The sequence below is a fragment of the Stenotrophomonas sp. ESTM1D_MKCIP4_1 genome (genome assembly GCF_003086895.1).
Taxonomy (GTDB): Bacteria; Pseudomonadota; Gammaproteobacteria; order Xanthomonadales; family Xanthomonadaceae; genus Stenotrophomonas.
Map to the genome: position 1 here is coordinate 374,719 of NZ_CP026004.1, position 15,098 is coordinate 389,816.

The following is a 15,098-nucleotide window of genomic DNA, read 5'->3' on the forward strand; positions in this document are numbered from 1 at the left end:
GACCCCATGTTCCGGAATGAAGGCATCCACGCATGGCGTGGATCTACCCCTTGAACCGCAGCCCCACGCCCGGTTCGGTGAACAGGTAGCGCGAATCCAGCGCCGAATCGCCCAGCTTGTGCCGCAGCTTGCCGACCAGGATGCGCAGGTAGTGCGTGTCGTGCTGGTGCGTCGGCCCCCAGATCTCCTGCAGGATCTGCGGCTGGGTCACCACGCGGCCGGCATTGCGCAGCAGCAGTGACAGCAGCGCGTACTCCTTGCGGGTCAGTGCCACCGGCTCGCCATCGATCGCCACTTCGCGGCGCACCAGGTCCACGTGCAGGTGGCCATCATCGAACACCGGCGGGGTGCCGTCGCTGGGCACGCTGCGGGTGCGCAGCAGCGCCCGCACCCGCGCCATCAGTTCCTGGGTACCGAACGGCTTGGTCACGTAGTCGTTGGCACCGCTGTCCAGCGCCCGCACTTTCTCTGCTTCGCCGGCACGCACGGTCAGCATGATCACCGGCACCTGGCTCCATTGCCGCAGTTGCTGCAGCACCTCGTGGCCTTCCATGTCCGGCAGGCCGATATCCAAAATCACCAGGTCCATGTCCTCGCTGGCAGCCAGCTGCAGGCCTTCCAGGCCGCTGGCCGCCTGCCGCACCTGGTATCCCTGCGCCCGCAGGCTGATGTCCAGGAAGCGGCGGATCTGGGTCTCATCATCGATCACCAGCACGCGGGCGGCCGGCACGCTGGCATCAGTGGGCATCGGACTCATCGTGGTCGGCAGGTTTCAGCAAGGGCAGGGTGATGCGGATCAGGGTACCGCGGCCATCGCGCCCCGGCAGCGCCTGCACACTGCCACCATGGGCGCCGATCATGCCCTGGCAGATGGTCAGGCCCAGGCCGGTGCCGTGGCGGCCGCGATCACCGCGCTCGACGCTGTAGAACATGTCGAAGATGCGCGCACGCTCGTCGTCGGGAATGCCCGGGCCCGCGTCGATCACATCGATGCGCAGCTGGCCGTCCAGTTCGCGCGCCTGCACCTGCACCGCTGCATCGGGCGGTGAGAACTTGGCGGCGTTCTCCATCACATTGAACACGGCCTGTTCCACCAATGCCGGATGCACCCAGATCGGCGCCAACGTGGCGGGGATATCCAGTTCCAGCCGCACCTTGGGCTGGTAGCGCTGCAGGCGGCGTGCGGCCGAACCGATCAGCTCGTCCACGCCGATCCAGTCGCGGTTGATGGTCAGCCCCTCGTGGCCGAGACGGGTCATGTCCAGCAGGTTCTGGATGTAGCGGTCCAGGCGCTCGCCTTCCACCAGGATGGTGTCCAGCAACGCACGGCGGTCGGCCGCGTCCATCGCCGTGCCATAGCTGGCCAGGCTGTCGGCCGACCCGATCATCGCCGCCAGCGGCGAGCGCAGGTCATGCGATACCGACGACAGCAGGGCCGAGCGCAGCCGCTCGGTCTCGTTGCTCACATGTGCCTGCTCCAGCTCGGCCACCAGGCGCGTGCGCAGGGCGGCCTGGGCGATGTCGTCCACCATGGCTTCGGCCAGCTGGCGCTGCTCGGGCAACAGGCGTGCCTGCGCACCGGGCAGGTGCAGGCCAGCTACGCCCACCGCGCGATCCTCGCCATCCAGCAGCGGCAGAAACCACCATTGCGCGCCGGCCAGGGTGTCGGTGAAGCGACCGCTGGGCTGGCCGTGGCGCAGCGCCCAGTCGGCGGCCGCCAGATCGGTATCGCCAGGCTGGGCGCGGCCACCGGTCGCCGTGTCGGCGCCGATCCGCAGCCAGGCCGGGATGTCCATGGCCTGTTCCAGCGCCTGCCGGCCGGCCTGCGCCACCTCACCGTTGCCGGCGGCGCTGGCCAGTTGCCGGCCGAGCTGCTGGCGTGCGCGCGCATGCCGGTTGGCCGCGCGCAGGGCGATCACCTGCATGCGCAGCCGCGAGGCCAGGCGCCCGGCCACCAGTGCGGCAGCCAGGAACAGGAAGACCGTGATCACGCCCTGCCGCGCGCTGATCGCAAAGGTGAAGCGTGGCGCGATGAAGAGGAAGTTGTAGGCCAGAAAGCACAGGATCGCCGCCATCGCCGCTACGCTGGCACGCGTGCGCGCGGCCACCAGCACCACGGCCACGATGAACACCATCGACAGATCGGCCATGCCCACCCAGCGCTCGCCCAGCCACGCCACCGCGCACGCCATCGCGGTGGCCAGCAGTGCCTGCAGCGGCTCGTGGCTGATGCCACGCATCGGCGGCAGCAGGCCTTCGCGGCGTGCGCGCGCCCGCGCCTGCGGTGTGCTGATGATGGTGATCTCGTAGTGCGCGCCGCGCTGGATCAGCTGCTGGGTCAAGGTGCGGTTGAACATCCGGGCCAGTGGCCGCTCGCGGGTGCGGCCCAGCACCAGGGTCGACACGCCATTGTGCGCGGCGTGGTCGAGCAGGGCATCGGCAATGCTCGAGCCATGCAGCAGCTCGGCATCGCCGCCCAGCCGCCGGGCCAGCGCGAAGGCCGCATCGATCTCGCGCCGTGTCGCCTCGTCCTGGCGCCGGCCCTGCACGGTCACCACCGTCCATGGCGCGTCGCGACGTTCGGCGATGCGTCGCGCCACCCGCACCAGGTATTCGCTCTGGCCACCGCCATCAATGGCGACCAGCACGCCGCGGCGCAGCGGCAGGTTGCCTTCGCCGCGGGCGGCGCGGGTCTCGCGCAGGCTGCTGTCGACCCGGTCGGCCGCTTCCTGCATCGCCAGTTCGCGCAGCGCGGTCAGGTTGGCCGGCGAGAAGAACGCCTGCAGTGCATGCGCGGCCTGCTCGGGCACGTACACCTTGCCCTGCTGCAGGCGCGCGATCAGTTCGCGCGGTGGCAGATCCACCAGCACGATGTCATGCAGGCGGTCGAGCACGCCATCGGGCACGGTTTCGCTCACCCGCACACCGGTGATGCGCATCACCACATCGTTGAGGCTTTCCAGGTGCTGGATGTTGACCGTCGTCCAGACGTCGATGCCGGCGTCCAGCAGTTCCATTACATCCTGCCAGCGCCGCTCGTGGCGGCTGCCGGGGGCATTGCGATGGGCCAGTTCATCCACCAGCACCAGCGCCGGGTGGCGCGCCAGCACCGCATCCAGGTCCATCTCGTGCAGGGCATGGCCGTGGTAGGCCACCTCCTTCAGCGGAAGCTGTGGCAGGCCTTCCAGCAGGGCCTGGGTATCGGCGCGGCCATGGGTTTCCACCACCGCCGCCACCAGGTCCACGCCACGGCGCAGTTGTTCCTGCGCGCGGGTCAGCATGGTGTAGGTCTTGCCCACGCCCGGTGCCGCACCAAGGAACACGGTCAGCTTGCCGCCGGCTTCGCGCTGCAGCCCTTCCACCAGGGCATCGGCCTGGCGGGTTCGTGCATCAGTCATGGGGGCCGCTGTCATGGCCGCCATTGTGCGCGCAGCTGGTGCAGGCCGGCATCACGGTGCCTTGGCCGCGTGGTCCAACGCGAAGTTCAGCGTCACCACGTTCACCCGCGGCTGGCCAAACACGCCCCACTGGCGGCCTTCGGTATGCGCCTGCAGCAGTGCCTGCATGCGCTCCACCGGCAGGCCGCGCGCACGTGCCACGCGTGCCACCTGCAGCTGCGCGGCGGCCGGTGACAGCTGCGGGTCCAGACCGCCGCCGGACTGGGTCACCAGATCGGCCGGCACCCGCGCCGGGTCAACACCTTCGCGCGCTGCCACCGCAGCGGTGCTGGCCGCCACCCGCTCGGCCAGTGCCGGGTTGCTGCGGGCCAGGTTGGAACCGGCCGCGGCCATCGGATCGTAGTTGGCCGCCGATGGCCGCGCCTGGAAGTAGCCATCGCCCTTGAACGGCTGTGCCAGCCATGCCGAGCCGCGCACCTGGCCACTGTCATCGCGCAGCAGGCTGCCTTCGGCCTGGCCGGGGAAGCTCAGACCGGCGAATCCGGTGGCGATGCCGGCGTAGACCGCACCGGCCAGCAGGAGGGTGGCCAGGCCCAGACCGATGGCCGGGCGCCAGGTGGCATCGTCCTGCAGGCGCGCCACGCGGGCCTCGGCCTCATGTTCGCGGGGCAGGGAAGAAGAGGAGACAGAACGGTTCATGCGCCGGATACCAGGACAAGAAGGAGGTCGATGGCCTTGATCGCCGCGAACGGCAGCAGCACGCCGCCCAGGCCGTACACCAGCATGTTCCGGCGCAGCAGCGCCGTTGCCGTGGCCGGGCGGAAGCGCACACCCCGCAGGGCAAGCGGGATCAGGGCCGGAATCACCAGGGCGTTGAAGATCAGCGCCGCCAGCACCGCATTGCGCGGGCTCGACAGCTGCATCACGTTCAGTGCGGCCATGGTCGGAACGGCGGCGGCAAACAGCGCCGGCAGGATCGCGAAGTACTTGGAGACATCGTTGGCCAGCGAGAAGGTGGTCAACGCGCCACGGGTGATCAGCTGCTGCTTGCCCACTTCCACCACCGCCAGCAGCTTGGCCGGGTCCGAATCGAGGTCGACCATGTTGCCGGCCTCCTTCGCTGCCTGTGTGCCGGAATTCATCGCCAGGCCGATATCGGCCTGGGCCAGCGCCGGGGCATCGTTGGTGCCATCGCCCACCATCGCCACCAGGCGGCCACCGGCCTGTTCCTGGCGGATGCGTGCCAGCTTGTCCTCCGGGCGCGCCTCGGCGATGTAGTCATCCACACCGGCTTCGGCCGCGATGGCCGCAGCGGTCAGCGGGTTGTCGCCGGTGATCATCACCGTGCGGATGCCCATCGCCCGCAGCTGTGCGAACTTCTCGCGCATGCCGTGCTTGACCACGTCGGACAGCTCGATCACGCCCAGCACGTGGCGGCCCTCGGCCACCACCAGCGGGGTGGCACCGTTGCGCGCCACCTGTTCCACGCGCCCGGCCAGCTCGGCCGGCACCGTGCCGCCCAGCGCCTGCACGTGGTTGCGGATGGCATCCAGCGCACCCTTGCGGATCTGCCGGCCAGGCTCCTGACCCGGCTGGGCCAGGTCAACGCCCGACATGCGGGTCTGCGCGCTGAAGGCCAGGTATTCGGCCTGCTCCGGTTCGGCGGTGCTGCAGCCCTGTTCCCGTGCCAGGCGCACGATGGATTTGCCTTCCGGAGTCGGGTCGGCCAGCGAAGACAGCAGTGCCGCCTCACGCAGCTGGCTGGCGTCGATGCCGGCCAACGGATGGAAGTGGCTGGCCTGGCGGTCGCCGTAGGTGATGGTGCCGGTCTTGTCCAGCAGCAGCACGTCCACATCGCCGGCCACTTCCACCGCCTTGCCCGACTTGGCCAGCACATTGGCGGCCAGCGCACGGTTCATGCCGGCGATGCCGATGGCCGGCAGCAGCCCGCCGATGGTGGTCGGGATGAGGCACACCAGCAGGGCGATCAGCAGCAGCGGGTCGACCTGCACGCCCACGGCCGCACCGATGGCCGGCAGCGTCGCCACCACCACCAGGAAGGTCAGCGTCATTGCCGCCAGCAGCAGGGTCAGGGCGACCTCGTTGGGGGTCTTCTGCCGGTTGGCCCCTTCCACCAGCGCGATCATCCGGTCCAGGAAGCTGTGGCCGGGTTCGGCGGTCACCCGCACGATGATCTGGTCGGACAGCACCTTGGTGCCGCCGATCACGCCGGAACGGTCGGTACCCGCCTCGCGCAGCACCGGTGCCGACTCACCGGTCACCGCCGCCTCGTTGATGGTGGCCAGCCCCTGCACGATCTCGCCATCGGCCGGTACCAGCTCACCGGCACTGACGATCACATGGTCGCCCGGGCGCAGCTCGGCAGCGGGCACCTGGGCTTCGTCTGCCCCTGGCTGCGGTGCGGCCAGCCGGCGCGCCACCAGGTCCTGGCGGGCACGCCGCAGCGACGCAGCCTGGCCACGGCCGCGCGCCTCGGCCACCGCTTCGGCGAAATTGCCGAACAGCACGGTCACCAGCAGGATCGCGGTCACTGCCAGGCCGAAGCCCAGCGGCGCGTTGCCGGTCAAGGTGATGATGGCGGCCACGATCGTGCCGGCCATCACCACCGCCATCACCGGGCTGCGCACCAGGTGCATGGGCGAGAGCTTGCGCACCGCCTCGACCAGCGCACGGCGCAGGCCGGCGCCATCCAGCAGGGCAGGGCGGGGTGCAAGGGAACTGCGGGAGGAACTTGCGTAGGTACTCATCAGGGGGTCCTCAGTGCAGTCCCAGGCTCAGGTGGTCGGCGATCGGGCCGAGGACCAGGGCCGGCATGAACTGCAGCACGGTCAGGATGACGATCACCGAGACCAGGGTCAGGGCGAAGGTCGGGGTTTCGATCTGCAGGCTGCCCGCCGATTCCGGCGCCTGGCGCTTGGCGGCCAGCTGTGCGGCCACCACCAGCGGGATGATCAGCAGCGGGAAGCGGCCCAGCAGCAGCACCAGCGAACAGCTCAGGTTCCACCACGGCGTGGCGTCACCCAGGCCCTCGAAGCCCGAACCGTTGTTGGCATAGGCCGAAACGTACTCGTAGAACACCTGGCTGATGCCGTGGAAACCCGGATTGGAGGTGCCGGCCAGACCGGGCACGGCCAGGGTGATGGCGGTGAACACCAGCAGGGTGATCGGCTGCAGCAGCACCAGCAGGGCCAGCAGGCGCACCTGCGGCGTTTCCAGCTTGCGGCCGAACAGCTCCGGTGTGCGCCCGGTCATCAGCCCGGCCAGGAACACGCCCAGCAGCAGGTAGACGATGAACTGCTGCAGGCCGCAGCCGATGCCGCCCCAGATCGCGCTGACCAGCATGTTGACCATTGCGATGCCACCGCTCAGCGGTGCCAGCGAATCGTGCATGCCGTTCACCGAGCCGTTGGAGACCTGCGTGGTCACTGCCGCCCACAGAGCGGTGCCGTCGGCGCCGAAGCGCACCTCCTTGCCTTCCATCAGCAGCGGCGTGGCCGCGCTGGCGCTGTGGCCCTCGCTCCACATCATCGCGCCGGTCGACAGCAGCGACATGCCCAGCATGCAGCTGAACACCAGGGCGCCGAAGCGGCGTCGGCCGGTGAACGCACCGATCATGAAGATCACCGCCAACGGGATCAGCAGGATGCCCACCACCTCCAGCAGGTTCGATACCGGCGTCGGGTTTTCCAGCGGGAAACTGCTGTTCGGGCCATACCAGCCGCCGCCGTTGGCGCCCAGCTGCTTGGCCGCGACCATTGCCGCCACCGGACCCAGCGGCAGTTTCTGCTGGGCCATGCCGGCGCTGGCATCGATCGGCGTCGCCTGCGGGCCTCCGGCCATCGTCGACGGCACGCCCTGGCTGGTCAGCAGCAGGGTCCACAGCAGGCACAGCGGCAGCAGGAAGCGCACGCACAGGCGCACCACGTCCACATAGTAGTTGCCCACCGCTATCTGGCGGTCGTCACCGGCGGCCGTCGCCGCCACGGTCTGCGGTGCGCGCGCGAACAACGCCCGCAGCGTGGCCACCGCCAGCGCCAGGCCCATCATCGGTGTCACCACCTGCAGGCCGGTGATGCCGGTCATCTGCGAGAGATAGGACAGCTGCGACTGGCCCGAATAGTGCTGCTGGTTGGTGTTGGTCAGGAACGAGATCATCGTATGCAGCGCCGTGTCCCAGCGCATGTTCGGGATCTGGTCCGGGTTCAGCGGCAGCCAGGCCTGGGTCATGAACACCGCCTGGGTCAGCACCGCCACCACCACGTTGCTCAGCACGAACGCCAGCACGTAGCCGCGCCACGACATCGAGCGTGCTGCATCCACGCCGAACAGCCGGTACAGCGGTTTCTCGATCCAGTGGAACAGCACGTCCGCCTTCATCGGCGTGCCGCGCATCACGCGCGCCAGGTACAGGCCCAGCGGCCAGGCCAGCAGCAGGCTGGCGGCAAGAATCACAAGCATCTCGGTCATGGCAGGCTCCGCTCAGAACGACTCGGGCCGCAGCACGACATAGAGAAGGTAGGCGGCGGCAACCAGCACCAGCACGCCACAGAACAACGACAGCCAGGGGGACATGGGAATGCGTCCTGGTGGAACCCCTCCACCTCAGGCCGCCATGGTCGTCCCGGCCCCCATAAACGCACTACGCGCCGGACGGGGCCGGCGCGTAAAGAGTGCGTAAATTCCGTTGTTGCCGGGGCCTCAACCGCCCGGGGTCATGCCCTTCAACTCGCGGTAGCGCTGCAGGCTGGCTTCGATCTCGGCCTTCAGCGATATCTGCTGCTGCTCGAAGCTGGCCTGCAGGCGTTGCTGCGCCAGCAGCTGTGCGTGGCGCTGGCGGATCGCCTCGGCCTGCGCGTCGGCCACCTTGCCTCCGGCCAGCTCACGATCACCGGCAGTGCCCAGCAGGGCCACCAGCGAATCACGCAGGCTGGCCACGTTGAAGCGGGCCGTGTTGAGATTGTTGTCGAGCACCTCCTGGCGCTCGTTGAACACCTTGCGCAGCGCATCCTCGCTGCCGTAGGTCGACAACATGGCCTGCTCGGTGCGCTGCTTGGTCAGCGCCGCCATCTGGTCCAGCTGCGCCTGCGCCGCCACGGTGGCCGCCGCCGCGCGTTCCTCGTCGGTCAACGCGCGCTGCACCTGTGCGTTGCGCATGCCGCTGTTGGCGTTGAACTCGTCACGGGCATTGTTGACCGCACTGGCCGGCAGCGCATCGCTGCAGATCCGCTCCTTGCCCTCGTTCCAGCAGTACAGCTTCTTGTCCGGCGTGCCGGACTGGGCCAGCAGGCTGGCCGGCAGCGCCAGCAGCAGGCTGGTGGCAACGATGGCAGGAACTCGGAACATGCGACCTTCCCCTGGGTCAGCGTGCGGAGCGGACGCCGTACTGGGCCCGGTAGGCTTCCAGCGGCTGCCGATAGCCCACAAGTTCCGGGTTTCCGGAGGCGAAATCAAGCAGATCGGCCAGGGTCGCCACCGCGATCACCGGGATGCCGGCCTCTTCGGCCACGGCCTGCGCCGCCGAACGGGGATCGGCTTCCGAGGCGATTTCCTGGCGGTCCAGGGCCACAACGATGCCGGCCGGGATGCCACCGGCCGCGCGGATGATGGCCAGGGCTTCGCGGATGGCGGTGCCGGCAGTGATCACATCGTCCACGATCAGCACGCGCTTGCCGGTCAGGTCGGCACCAATCAGCTGGCCACCTTCACCGTGGTCCTTCACTTCCTTGCGGTTGAACGACAGCGGCAGGTCACGGCCACGCTGGGCCAGTTCGCAGGCCATCGCCGTGGCCAGCGGGATGCCCTTGTAGGCCGGGCCGAACACCACGTCGTACTTGATTCCGCTGGCGTCGATGGCGTCCGAATAGCAGGCGCCGAGCTGGGACAGCAGCGAACCGGAGTCGAAACGACCGGCATTGAAGAAATAGGGGCTCAGCCGGCCGGACTTGAGGGTGAACTGGCCGAAGCGCAGGGCGTCGGCGGTCAGGGCCAGCTGCAGAAAACGGTGACGGTGGTCGCTCATCAAACTCGATTCATCTTCATTTGGAGCACAAATCGTAATCCAGCTGGGCTTTCCGCGCTCGCCCGCCCCCCTGTGAAGGTCGTACCGGGCCCCTCCGGCGGACTGCGCGGGCCGCCGGGCAACCGGTATGCTTGCCCGGTTTCCCGCCGTAGGTTCATCCGCATGCGCATCATCAGCTTCAACGCCAACGGCATCCGTTCGGCCGCCACCAAGGGCTTCCTCGACTGGTTCCGGGCCCAGGACGCCGACGTTCTGTGCATCCAGGAAACCAAGGCGCAGGAAGACCAGCTCACCGATCCGATGTTCCGCCCCGACGGCCACCACTGCTTCTACCGCGACGCCATCACCAAGAAGGGCTACAGCGGCGTGGCCATCTACAGCAAGCGCGAACCGGACCAGGTCATCACCTCGCTGGGCTGGGCCCCGTTCGACGACGAAGGCCGCTACATCGAAGCCCGCTTCGGCAATCTCAGCGTGGTGTCCTTCTATATCCCGTCCGGCAGCTCCGGCGACCTGCGCCAGGGCTTCAAGTTCGAGGTCATGGAGTGGCTGCGTCCGATCCTGGAGGAGTGGGCGCGCAGCGGCCGCGATTACGTGCTGTGCGGCGACTGGAACATCGTCCGCTCGGCGCTGGACATCAAGAACTGGAAGTCCAACCAGAAGAACTCCGGCTGCCTGCCCGAGGAGCGTGACTGGCTCAACGGCCTGTGCGCCGACCATGGCCAGGCCACCGACGTGGCCACCGGCCGCGGCTGGGCCGATGCCTACCGCCTGCTGCACCCCACCGGCGAGGATTACACCTGGTGGAGCAACCGCGGTGCCGCCCGCGCCAACAATGTCGGTTGGCGCATCGACTACCAGTTCATCACCCCCGGCCTGCGTGACCGCCTGCGCAGCTGCGCGATCTACCGCAACGAGCGCTTCTCCGACCACGCCCCGTTCACCGTGGACTACGACCTGTGAGCGAAGCCGCTGCAAAGCCCAGCTACAAGGGCTGGGCCGGGATCAAGCGCGCCTTCGGCACGCCCTCGGCCCTGACCATGGCCCTGTTGGGCTTCGGCAGCGGCCTGCCGTTCCTGCTGATCGCCTCGCAGACCCTCTCCACCCGCCTGCGCGATGTCGGCCTTGATCTGGGCAGCATCGGCCTGATCAGCCTGGCCAGCTTCTTCTATCTGCTCAAGTTCGTCTGGGCGCCGCTGCTGGACCGCTATGCCTTCCCGCTGCTGGCATTCCTGGGGCGCCGCCGCTCCTGGCTGCTGCTGTCGCAGGTGGCGGTGCTGATCGGCCTGGTGGCGCTGGCCTTCGTCCGCCCCGAACAGGGCGTGTGGCCGCTGGTGGCCTGGGTGCTGGTGGCCTCCTTTGCCGGGGCCACCCAGGATTCGGTGGTCGACGCCTACCGCATCGAGATCGCCCCGGAAACCGCCCAGGCCGCGCTGGCCGCCACCTACACCCTGGGATACCGCATCGGCCTGATCCTGGCCGGTGCCGGCGCGCTCTATCTGGCGCAGTTCGAGGGCTGGATCGTCGCCTACCTGGCCATGGCCGGGCTGATGCTCCTGCCGATCATCACCACGCTGGTGTGCCGTGAACCGGACCATCCGGCGCAGGCCGTGCAGCGCCGGATCGACGTCGCCGAAGCCTTCGTCCAGCCCATCACCAGCTTCTTCACCCGCAACGGCGTCGCCCTGGCGCTGGGGTTGCTGGCTTTCGTGGGCCTGTTCAAGTTCCCCGACCAGGTCATCGGTGTGATGGCGGGCCCGTTCTACCTCGATTCGGGCTTCGACAAAGCCGACATCGCCACGGTCTCCAAGCTGTTCGGCGTGTGGATGGGCATCGGTGGCGCCTTCCTCGGCGGTGTCGCGGTCGCCGCGTTCGGCTTCCGCCGCATGCTGCTGGTGGCGGCACTGGGCGTGGCCCTCTCCAACCTCGCCTTCCTGCTGATGGCGCACAACCCGGGCCAGCTGTGGGCGTTCTACGCTGCGCTCAGCGCCGACAATCTGTTCCAGGGCTTCGCCGGTACCGTCCTGGTCGCCTTCATGTCCTCGCTGACGGACCGCAACTTCACCGCCACCCAGTACGCCCTGCTGGTGTCGCTGGCCAACCTGCCGGGCAAGTTCGTCGGTGGCGTATCCGGCTACATCGTCGAGGCCACCTCCTACAGCACCTTCTTCATGCTCAGCGCGGTCACCGTGGTGCCGACCCTGCTGCTGCTGGCCTGGCTGTGGCCGCGCATCCACGACCGCAGCACTCCGCCCGCGCCCTGATTGCCTGCCTGCGCAACCTGCGGGATGATCGCCCCGGACGCGCCGAGGGGGCGGTGCCTTGCGAACGGGGAGTGAGCATGGCTGATGTAGTGCTGCGGGACGTAGACCCGCTGCTGTATGAACGTATCCGCAGAGTGGCCGTGGCGCGCGGCTGGACCCACGAGCAGACCTGTTCGGTCCTGCTCGAGCAGGGGCTGATGAGCAGCGAGCTCGAGGTCCGCTCCGGTTTCGGCGATCCCGAAGTGGATGCCCTCTCAGCGGCGATCGCCGCCCTGCAGGCCATGCCAGCAGGGCAGGGCTTCGATTGATCTGACACCGCGTCGCCGGCGCTACCGCGCGCCCTGGTAGATCCACGCCATGCGTGGATGGCGCCACATCACGCCAGGTGGATCGCCCCGAGAATCCTCGGCCCGGCCGCCCCGGTCACGCTCGGCAGGTTACCGGCCAAGCCGTCCATCGTCCGCTGCGCCAGCCAGGCAAAACCCATGGCCTCCACGTACTCCGGGTCCAGCCCATGCACCGCGCTGGATTCCACCGCCACGCCCGGCAGCAGCGCCGCCAGCCGGCGCATCAGCTGCCGGTTGTGCACACCGCCACCGCAGACCAGCACCCGCCGGGTATCCGGCTGCCGTGCCAGCAACGCATCGGCTACGGTCACTGCCGTCAGTTCCAGCAGCGTGGCCTGCACATCGGCGGCCGCGAATTCGCCTTCGCCCATGCGCGCCTCGGCCCAGGCCAGGTGGAACTGCTCACGCCCAGTGCTCTTGGGCGGCGGCAGGGCGAACCACGGGTCCGAACGCCAGGCGGCCAGCAGCGGCGCATCCACCGCACCACTGGCCGCATAGGCGCCATCGGCATCGAAGGTCCGGCCGGTGTGGCGCTGGCACCAGGCGTCCATCAAGGCGTTGGCCGGGCCGGTATCGAAGCCGCGCAGCACCCCCTCGCGCGGGATCAGGGTCAGGTTGCCGATGCCGCCCAGGTTGAGCACCGCCCGGTCCTCATCGGCCGTGCCCAGCATGGCCAGATGAAAGGCCGGCATCAGCGGCGCACCATGGCCGCCGGCCGCCACGTCGCGGCGGCGGAAGTCGGCCACCGTGGTGATCCCGGTCAGCTCGGCAATGCGGTTGCCATCGCCCAGCTGCACCGTGAACGCCGGATCGGCCAGCGGCCGGTGCCGCACGGTCTGCCCGTGCGAGCCGATCGCCCGCACCTGTTCGCGGGCCACGCCGGCCTCGTCCAGCAGCTGGTTGGCGGCTGCCGCGAAGTTGATCGCGATGCGCGCATCCAGCTCGCCCAGCTCCTCCAGCGAGTCCAGCGGCCCCCCTTCACCCAGTGCCACCAGCCGCGCCCGCAGCAGGGGTTCCCAGCGTGCGGTCAGGCCGCGGACGAAGCGGCAGCCACCGCTGGCAGGGAACTGCACCAGCGCAGCATCGATGCCGTCGGCGCTGGTGCCTGACATCAGGCCAAGGTAGAGCGGGGCGTCGGCGTCGACAATCGTGTTCATGGCGGGCATAAAAAAAGGACGCGGCAAGCTTGTGCTGCCGCGTCCTTCCTCGTCAACGCCGCGCGGGTCAGCCGCGCTTGCTGCCGCTGGCCGGCTTGGCCTTGGCGCTGGCCACTTCGGTCGGCGCGGCCTCGCGGCTGCTCGGGGCCGGGCTGGCCTCGGCGTAGATCAGCTTCTCCATGCCCTGGATACGGGCCATGGCCGGAGCGGTCTGCGCACGGAAGGCCACCAGCTCGGCACCCTTCAGCGGTTCCGGTGGCGGCATGGTCACCGTCAGCGGGTTGCGGTGCTCGCCGTTCACGCGGAATTCGTAGTGCAGGTGCGGGCCGGTGGCCAGGCCGGTCGAACCGACATAGCCGATCACCGTGCCCTGGGCCACGCGCTGCCCGGTCTTGATGTTCGCAAAGCGCGACATGTGCCCGTACAGCGTGGTGTGGCCGCGGCCGTGGTCGAGGATGACCACGTTGCCGTAGCCGCGCTGCACACCGGCAAACTGCACGCGGGCATCGCCGGCGGCCATGATCGGCGTACCGGTGCGCGCGGCGTAATCCACGCCCTTGTGCATGCGCATCTTGCCCAGCACCGGGTGCTTGCGTGCGCCGAAGGTCGAGCTCAGCCGCGCGAACGGGATCGGCATGCGGATGAAGCTCTTCTTCAGCGAGCGCCCGTTGATGTCGTAGTACTCGGATTTGCCGCCGCGCTCGAAGCGGAAGCCCGAATAGGTCTTGCCGCCGGTGGTGAAGGTCGCCGCCAGGATCTTGCTGGTGTCCACCTTCTCGCCTTCGCGCCAGGTCTCGTCCATCACCACGCTGAAGCGGTCGCCCGGCTGCAGATCCTTGGAGAAGTCGATGTCGTACTTGAATATATCGTCGGTCATCGTCGCGATCGCCGACGGCGACAGCCCGGCCCGGCGGGCCGCGGCATACAGCGAACTGGTGATCTCGCCGCTGGTGACCACCGTGCGCGTGGACGTCTCGCGCTTGGTCACCTTTTCCTTGATGTCATTGCCGGCCAGGCTCAGTTCCACCCGGTTGTCGCCATCGCGGTCGAAACGGATGCTGCGCAGGTCGCCCGAGAGCGGCATGTCGAAGGCAATCTCCGCACCGGGGCGCAGCTTGGTCAGCGACTCACGGGCGCCCGGATGGTCCAGCACCCGGTGCAGGGTCGTGGCGGGGATGCCGGCCTGGTCGAACAGATCGCTCAGGGTCTGCCCGCGCTGCACCCGCAGCACCTGCCAGCTGTCACCCGGGGTCTGCTGCTGGCGGGCCAGCGACAGCGGCGGCAAGGGCAGGGCAAGGCTGGTGTGGCTTTCGGCGTAGGGCGAATCAATGGTGTGCGAGAAGCCCGGCACGATGGTCGCCACCAGGGCGCCGATGGTGGCGAACAGGCTGGCGTGCATCCAGTGGCGGCGGGTCCAGCGCTCATTGAAAGCAGCGGGAAGGTGTTGCCTGAGCTTCCGGTGCAGGGCGTTGTCGTGCAGGACGTGGAGGCGTTCCTGGAAGCGCTGCTTGCGTGCGCGCCCTTGATCGGAGTTGTGCATCAGTGGTTTTTTCCTGCGGCCCGGGAGCGCGGGCCTGATCGCCGGTTACCATAGACACCTGAGAAAACCGCGTCAAACCCTTGTGCCTATTGGCTTTTGTGAAGCCGGATGGGTTAACTTGGCGTTAACACCCCACATAAGAAACGGCACAGCCGGGAGTAGTCACCGTGTCCTCGATTGAAGAAGCCCTTGCCCTGATCGGCCGTGGTGCCGACGAGATCCTCAAGATCGAGGATCTGCGTGCGCGCCTGCAGGAAGGCCGTCCGCTGCGGATCAAGGCTGGCTTCGACCCCACCGCGCCCGACCTGCACCTCGGCCACACCGTACTGCTGAACAAGCTGCGGCAGTTCCA

The 15,098-nt window shown here is 68.6% G+C and carries 14 protein-coding genes (1 of these 14 running past the window's edge); 4 read left to right on the forward strand and 10 right to left on the reverse strand.

The window, feature by feature from the left end:
* Nucleotides 1-43: 43 nt before the first annotated feature.
* From C1924_RS01690 to pyrE, 8 genes are all read right to left on the reverse strand, one after another.
* Nucleotides 44-748: a response regulator transcription factor gene (locus C1924_RS01690; protein ID WP_174208926.1), complete on the reverse strand. Its 705-nt coding sequence runs from the start codon at nt 746-748 to the stop codon at nt 44-46.
* Entirely contained in the window at nt 738-3,398 is a 2,661-nt protein-coding gene (locus tag C1924_RS01695) for a sensor histidine kinase KdpD (RefSeq protein ID WP_108763798.1), read from the reverse strand. Before C1924_RS01695 ends, C1924_RS01690 begins: the two co-directional genes overlap by 11 nt.
* Nucleotides 3,399-3,449: 51 nt before the next feature.
* Complete coding sequence (gene kdpC / locus C1924_RS01700; protein ID WP_108763799.1) at nt 3,450-4,097, reverse strand: potassium-transporting ATPase subunit KdpC; 648 nt, start codon at nt 4,095-4,097, stop codon at nt 3,450-3,452.
* Nucleotides 4,094-6,166, reverse strand: a complete 2,073-nt coding sequence (kdpB, locus tag C1924_RS01705) for a potassium-transporting ATPase subunit KdpB (RefSeq protein ID WP_108763800.1) — start codon at nt 6,164-6,166, stop codon at nt 4,094-4,096. The genes kdpC and kdpB overlap by 4 nt, the downstream gene beginning before the upstream one ends.
* 10 nt (nt 6,167-6,176) lie before the next feature.
* A complete protein-coding gene (gene kdpA / locus C1924_RS01710; RefSeq protein ID WP_108763801.1) occupies nt 6,177-7,886 on the reverse strand; it encodes a potassium-transporting ATPase subunit KdpA in 1,710 nt (569 codons plus the stop codon).
* Between the two features lie 12 nt (nt 7,887-7,898).
* On the reverse strand, nt 7,899-7,991 hold the full coding sequence (locus C1924_RS01715) for a potassium-transporting ATPase subunit F (RefSeq protein WP_079225483.1): 93 nt from the start codon (nt 7,989-7,991) through the stop codon (nt 7,899-7,901).
* 126 nt (nt 7,992-8,117) lie between these two features.
* A complete protein-coding gene (locus C1924_RS01720; protein ID WP_108763802.1) occupies nt 8,118-8,762 on the reverse strand; it encodes a hypothetical protein in 645 nt (214 codons plus the stop codon).
* 16 nt (nt 8,763-8,778) lie between these two features.
* Nucleotides 8,779-9,438: an orotate phosphoribosyltransferase gene (gene pyrE, locus C1924_RS01725; RefSeq protein WP_079225004.1), complete on the reverse strand. Its 660-nt coding sequence runs from the start codon at nt 9,436-9,438 to the stop codon at nt 8,779-8,781.
* Between the two features lie 162 nt (nt 9,439-9,600).
* Between pyrE and C1924_RS01730 the strand changes: the two genes are divergently transcribed.
* From C1924_RS01730 to C1924_RS01740, 3 genes are all read left to right on the forward strand, one after another.
* Nucleotides 9,601-10,401 (forward strand): exodeoxyribonuclease III, encoded by an 801-nt coding sequence (locus tag C1924_RS01730; protein ID WP_108763803.1) that lies wholly within the window; start codon nt 9,601-9,603, stop codon nt 10,399-10,401.
* Nucleotides 10,398-11,702, forward strand: coding sequence for an MFS transporter (locus tag C1924_RS01735; RefSeq protein WP_108763804.1), 1,305 nt, complete (start codon nt 10,398-10,400; stop codon nt 11,700-11,702). Before C1924_RS01730 ends, C1924_RS01735 begins: the two co-directional genes overlap by 4 nt.
* 77 nt (nt 11,703-11,779) lie before the next feature.
* Nucleotides 11,780-12,010 carry a hypothetical protein gene (locus C1924_RS01740; protein WP_108766934.1) on the forward strand — a complete coding sequence of 77 codons (231 nt, stop codon included), beginning with the start codon at nt 11,780-11,782 and terminating at the stop codon, nt 12,008-12,010.
* A 68-nt stretch (nt 12,011-12,078) separates the two neighbouring features.
* Here C1924_RS01740 and C1924_RS01745 read toward each other — a convergent pair whose 3' ends face one another.
* Both C1924_RS01745 and C1924_RS01750 read right to left on the reverse strand, forming a co-directional pair.
* Complete coding sequence (locus C1924_RS01745) at nt 12,079-13,206, reverse strand: anhydro-N-acetylmuramic acid kinase (RefSeq protein WP_108766935.1); 1,128 nt, start codon at nt 13,204-13,206, stop codon at nt 12,079-12,081.
* A 67-nt stretch (nt 13,207-13,273) separates the two neighbouring features.
* Complete coding sequence (locus C1924_RS01750; protein ID WP_108763805.1) at nt 13,274-14,746, reverse strand: peptidoglycan DD-metalloendopeptidase family protein; 1,473 nt, start codon at nt 14,744-14,746, stop codon at nt 13,274-13,276.
* Nucleotides 14,747-14,913: 167 nt separating this feature from the next.
* Between C1924_RS01750 and tyrS the strand changes: the two genes are divergently transcribed.
* A protein-coding gene (gene tyrS, locus C1924_RS01755) for a tyrosine--tRNA ligase (RefSeq protein WP_108763806.1) crosses the window boundary here: on the forward strand, nt 14,914-15,098 show its beginning. 1,027 nt of this gene lie beyond the right edge of the window; the window shows 185 of its 1,212 coding nt (coding positions 1-185); its start codon is at nt 14,914-14,916; its stop codon lies beyond the right edge, outside the window.

What these genes read in the sequence shown, in the direction of transcription:
- C1924_RS01745 (WP_108766935.1), bottom strand. Translation starts at nt 13,206, where the DNA reads ATGAACACGATTGTCGACGCCGACGCCCCGCTCTACCTTGGCCTGATG.
- C1924_RS01730 (WP_108763803.1), top strand. Translation starts at nt 9,601, where the DNA reads ATGCGCATCATCAGCTTCAACGCCAACGGCATCCGTTCGGCCGCCACC.
- kdpC (WP_108763799.1), bottom strand. Translation starts at nt 4,097, where the DNA reads ATGAACCGTTCTGTCTCCTCTTCTTCCCTGCCCCGCGAACATGAGGCC.
- C1924_RS01750 (WP_108763805.1), bottom strand. Translation starts at nt 14,746, where the DNA reads ATGCACAACTCCGATCAAGGGCGCGCACGCAAGCAGCGCTTCCAGGAA.
- C1924_RS01720 (WP_108763802.1), bottom strand. Translation starts at nt 8,762, where the DNA reads ATGTTCCGAGTTCCTGCCATCGTTGCCACCAGCCTGCTGCTGGCGCTG.
- C1924_RS01690 (WP_174208926.1), bottom strand. Translation starts at nt 748, where the DNA reads ATGCCCACTGATGCCAGCGTGCCGGCCGCCCGCGTGCTGGTGATCGAT.
- C1924_RS01740 (WP_108766934.1), top strand. Translation starts at nt 11,780, where the DNA reads ATGGCTGATGTAGTGCTGCGGGACGTAGACCCGCTGCTGTATGAACGT.
- kdpA (WP_108763801.1), bottom strand. Translation starts at nt 7,886, where the DNA reads ATGACCGAGATGCTTGTGATTCTTGCCGCCAGCCTGCTGCTGGCCTGG.
- kdpB (WP_108763800.1), bottom strand. Translation starts at nt 6,166, where the DNA reads ATGAGTACCTACGCAAGTTCCTCCCGCAGTTCCCTTGCACCCCGCCCT.
- C1924_RS01695 (WP_108763798.1), bottom strand. Translation starts at nt 3,398, where the DNA reads ATGACTGATGCACGAACCCGCCAGGCCGATGCCCTGGTGGAAGGGCTG.
- C1924_RS01715 (WP_079225483.1), bottom strand. Translation starts at nt 7,991, where the DNA reads ATGTCCCCCTGGCTGTCGTTGTTCTGTGGCGTGCTGGTGCTGGTTGCC.
- pyrE (WP_079225004.1), bottom strand. Translation starts at nt 9,438, where the DNA reads ATGAGCGACCACCGTCACCGTTTTCTGCAGCTGGCCCTGACCGCCGAC.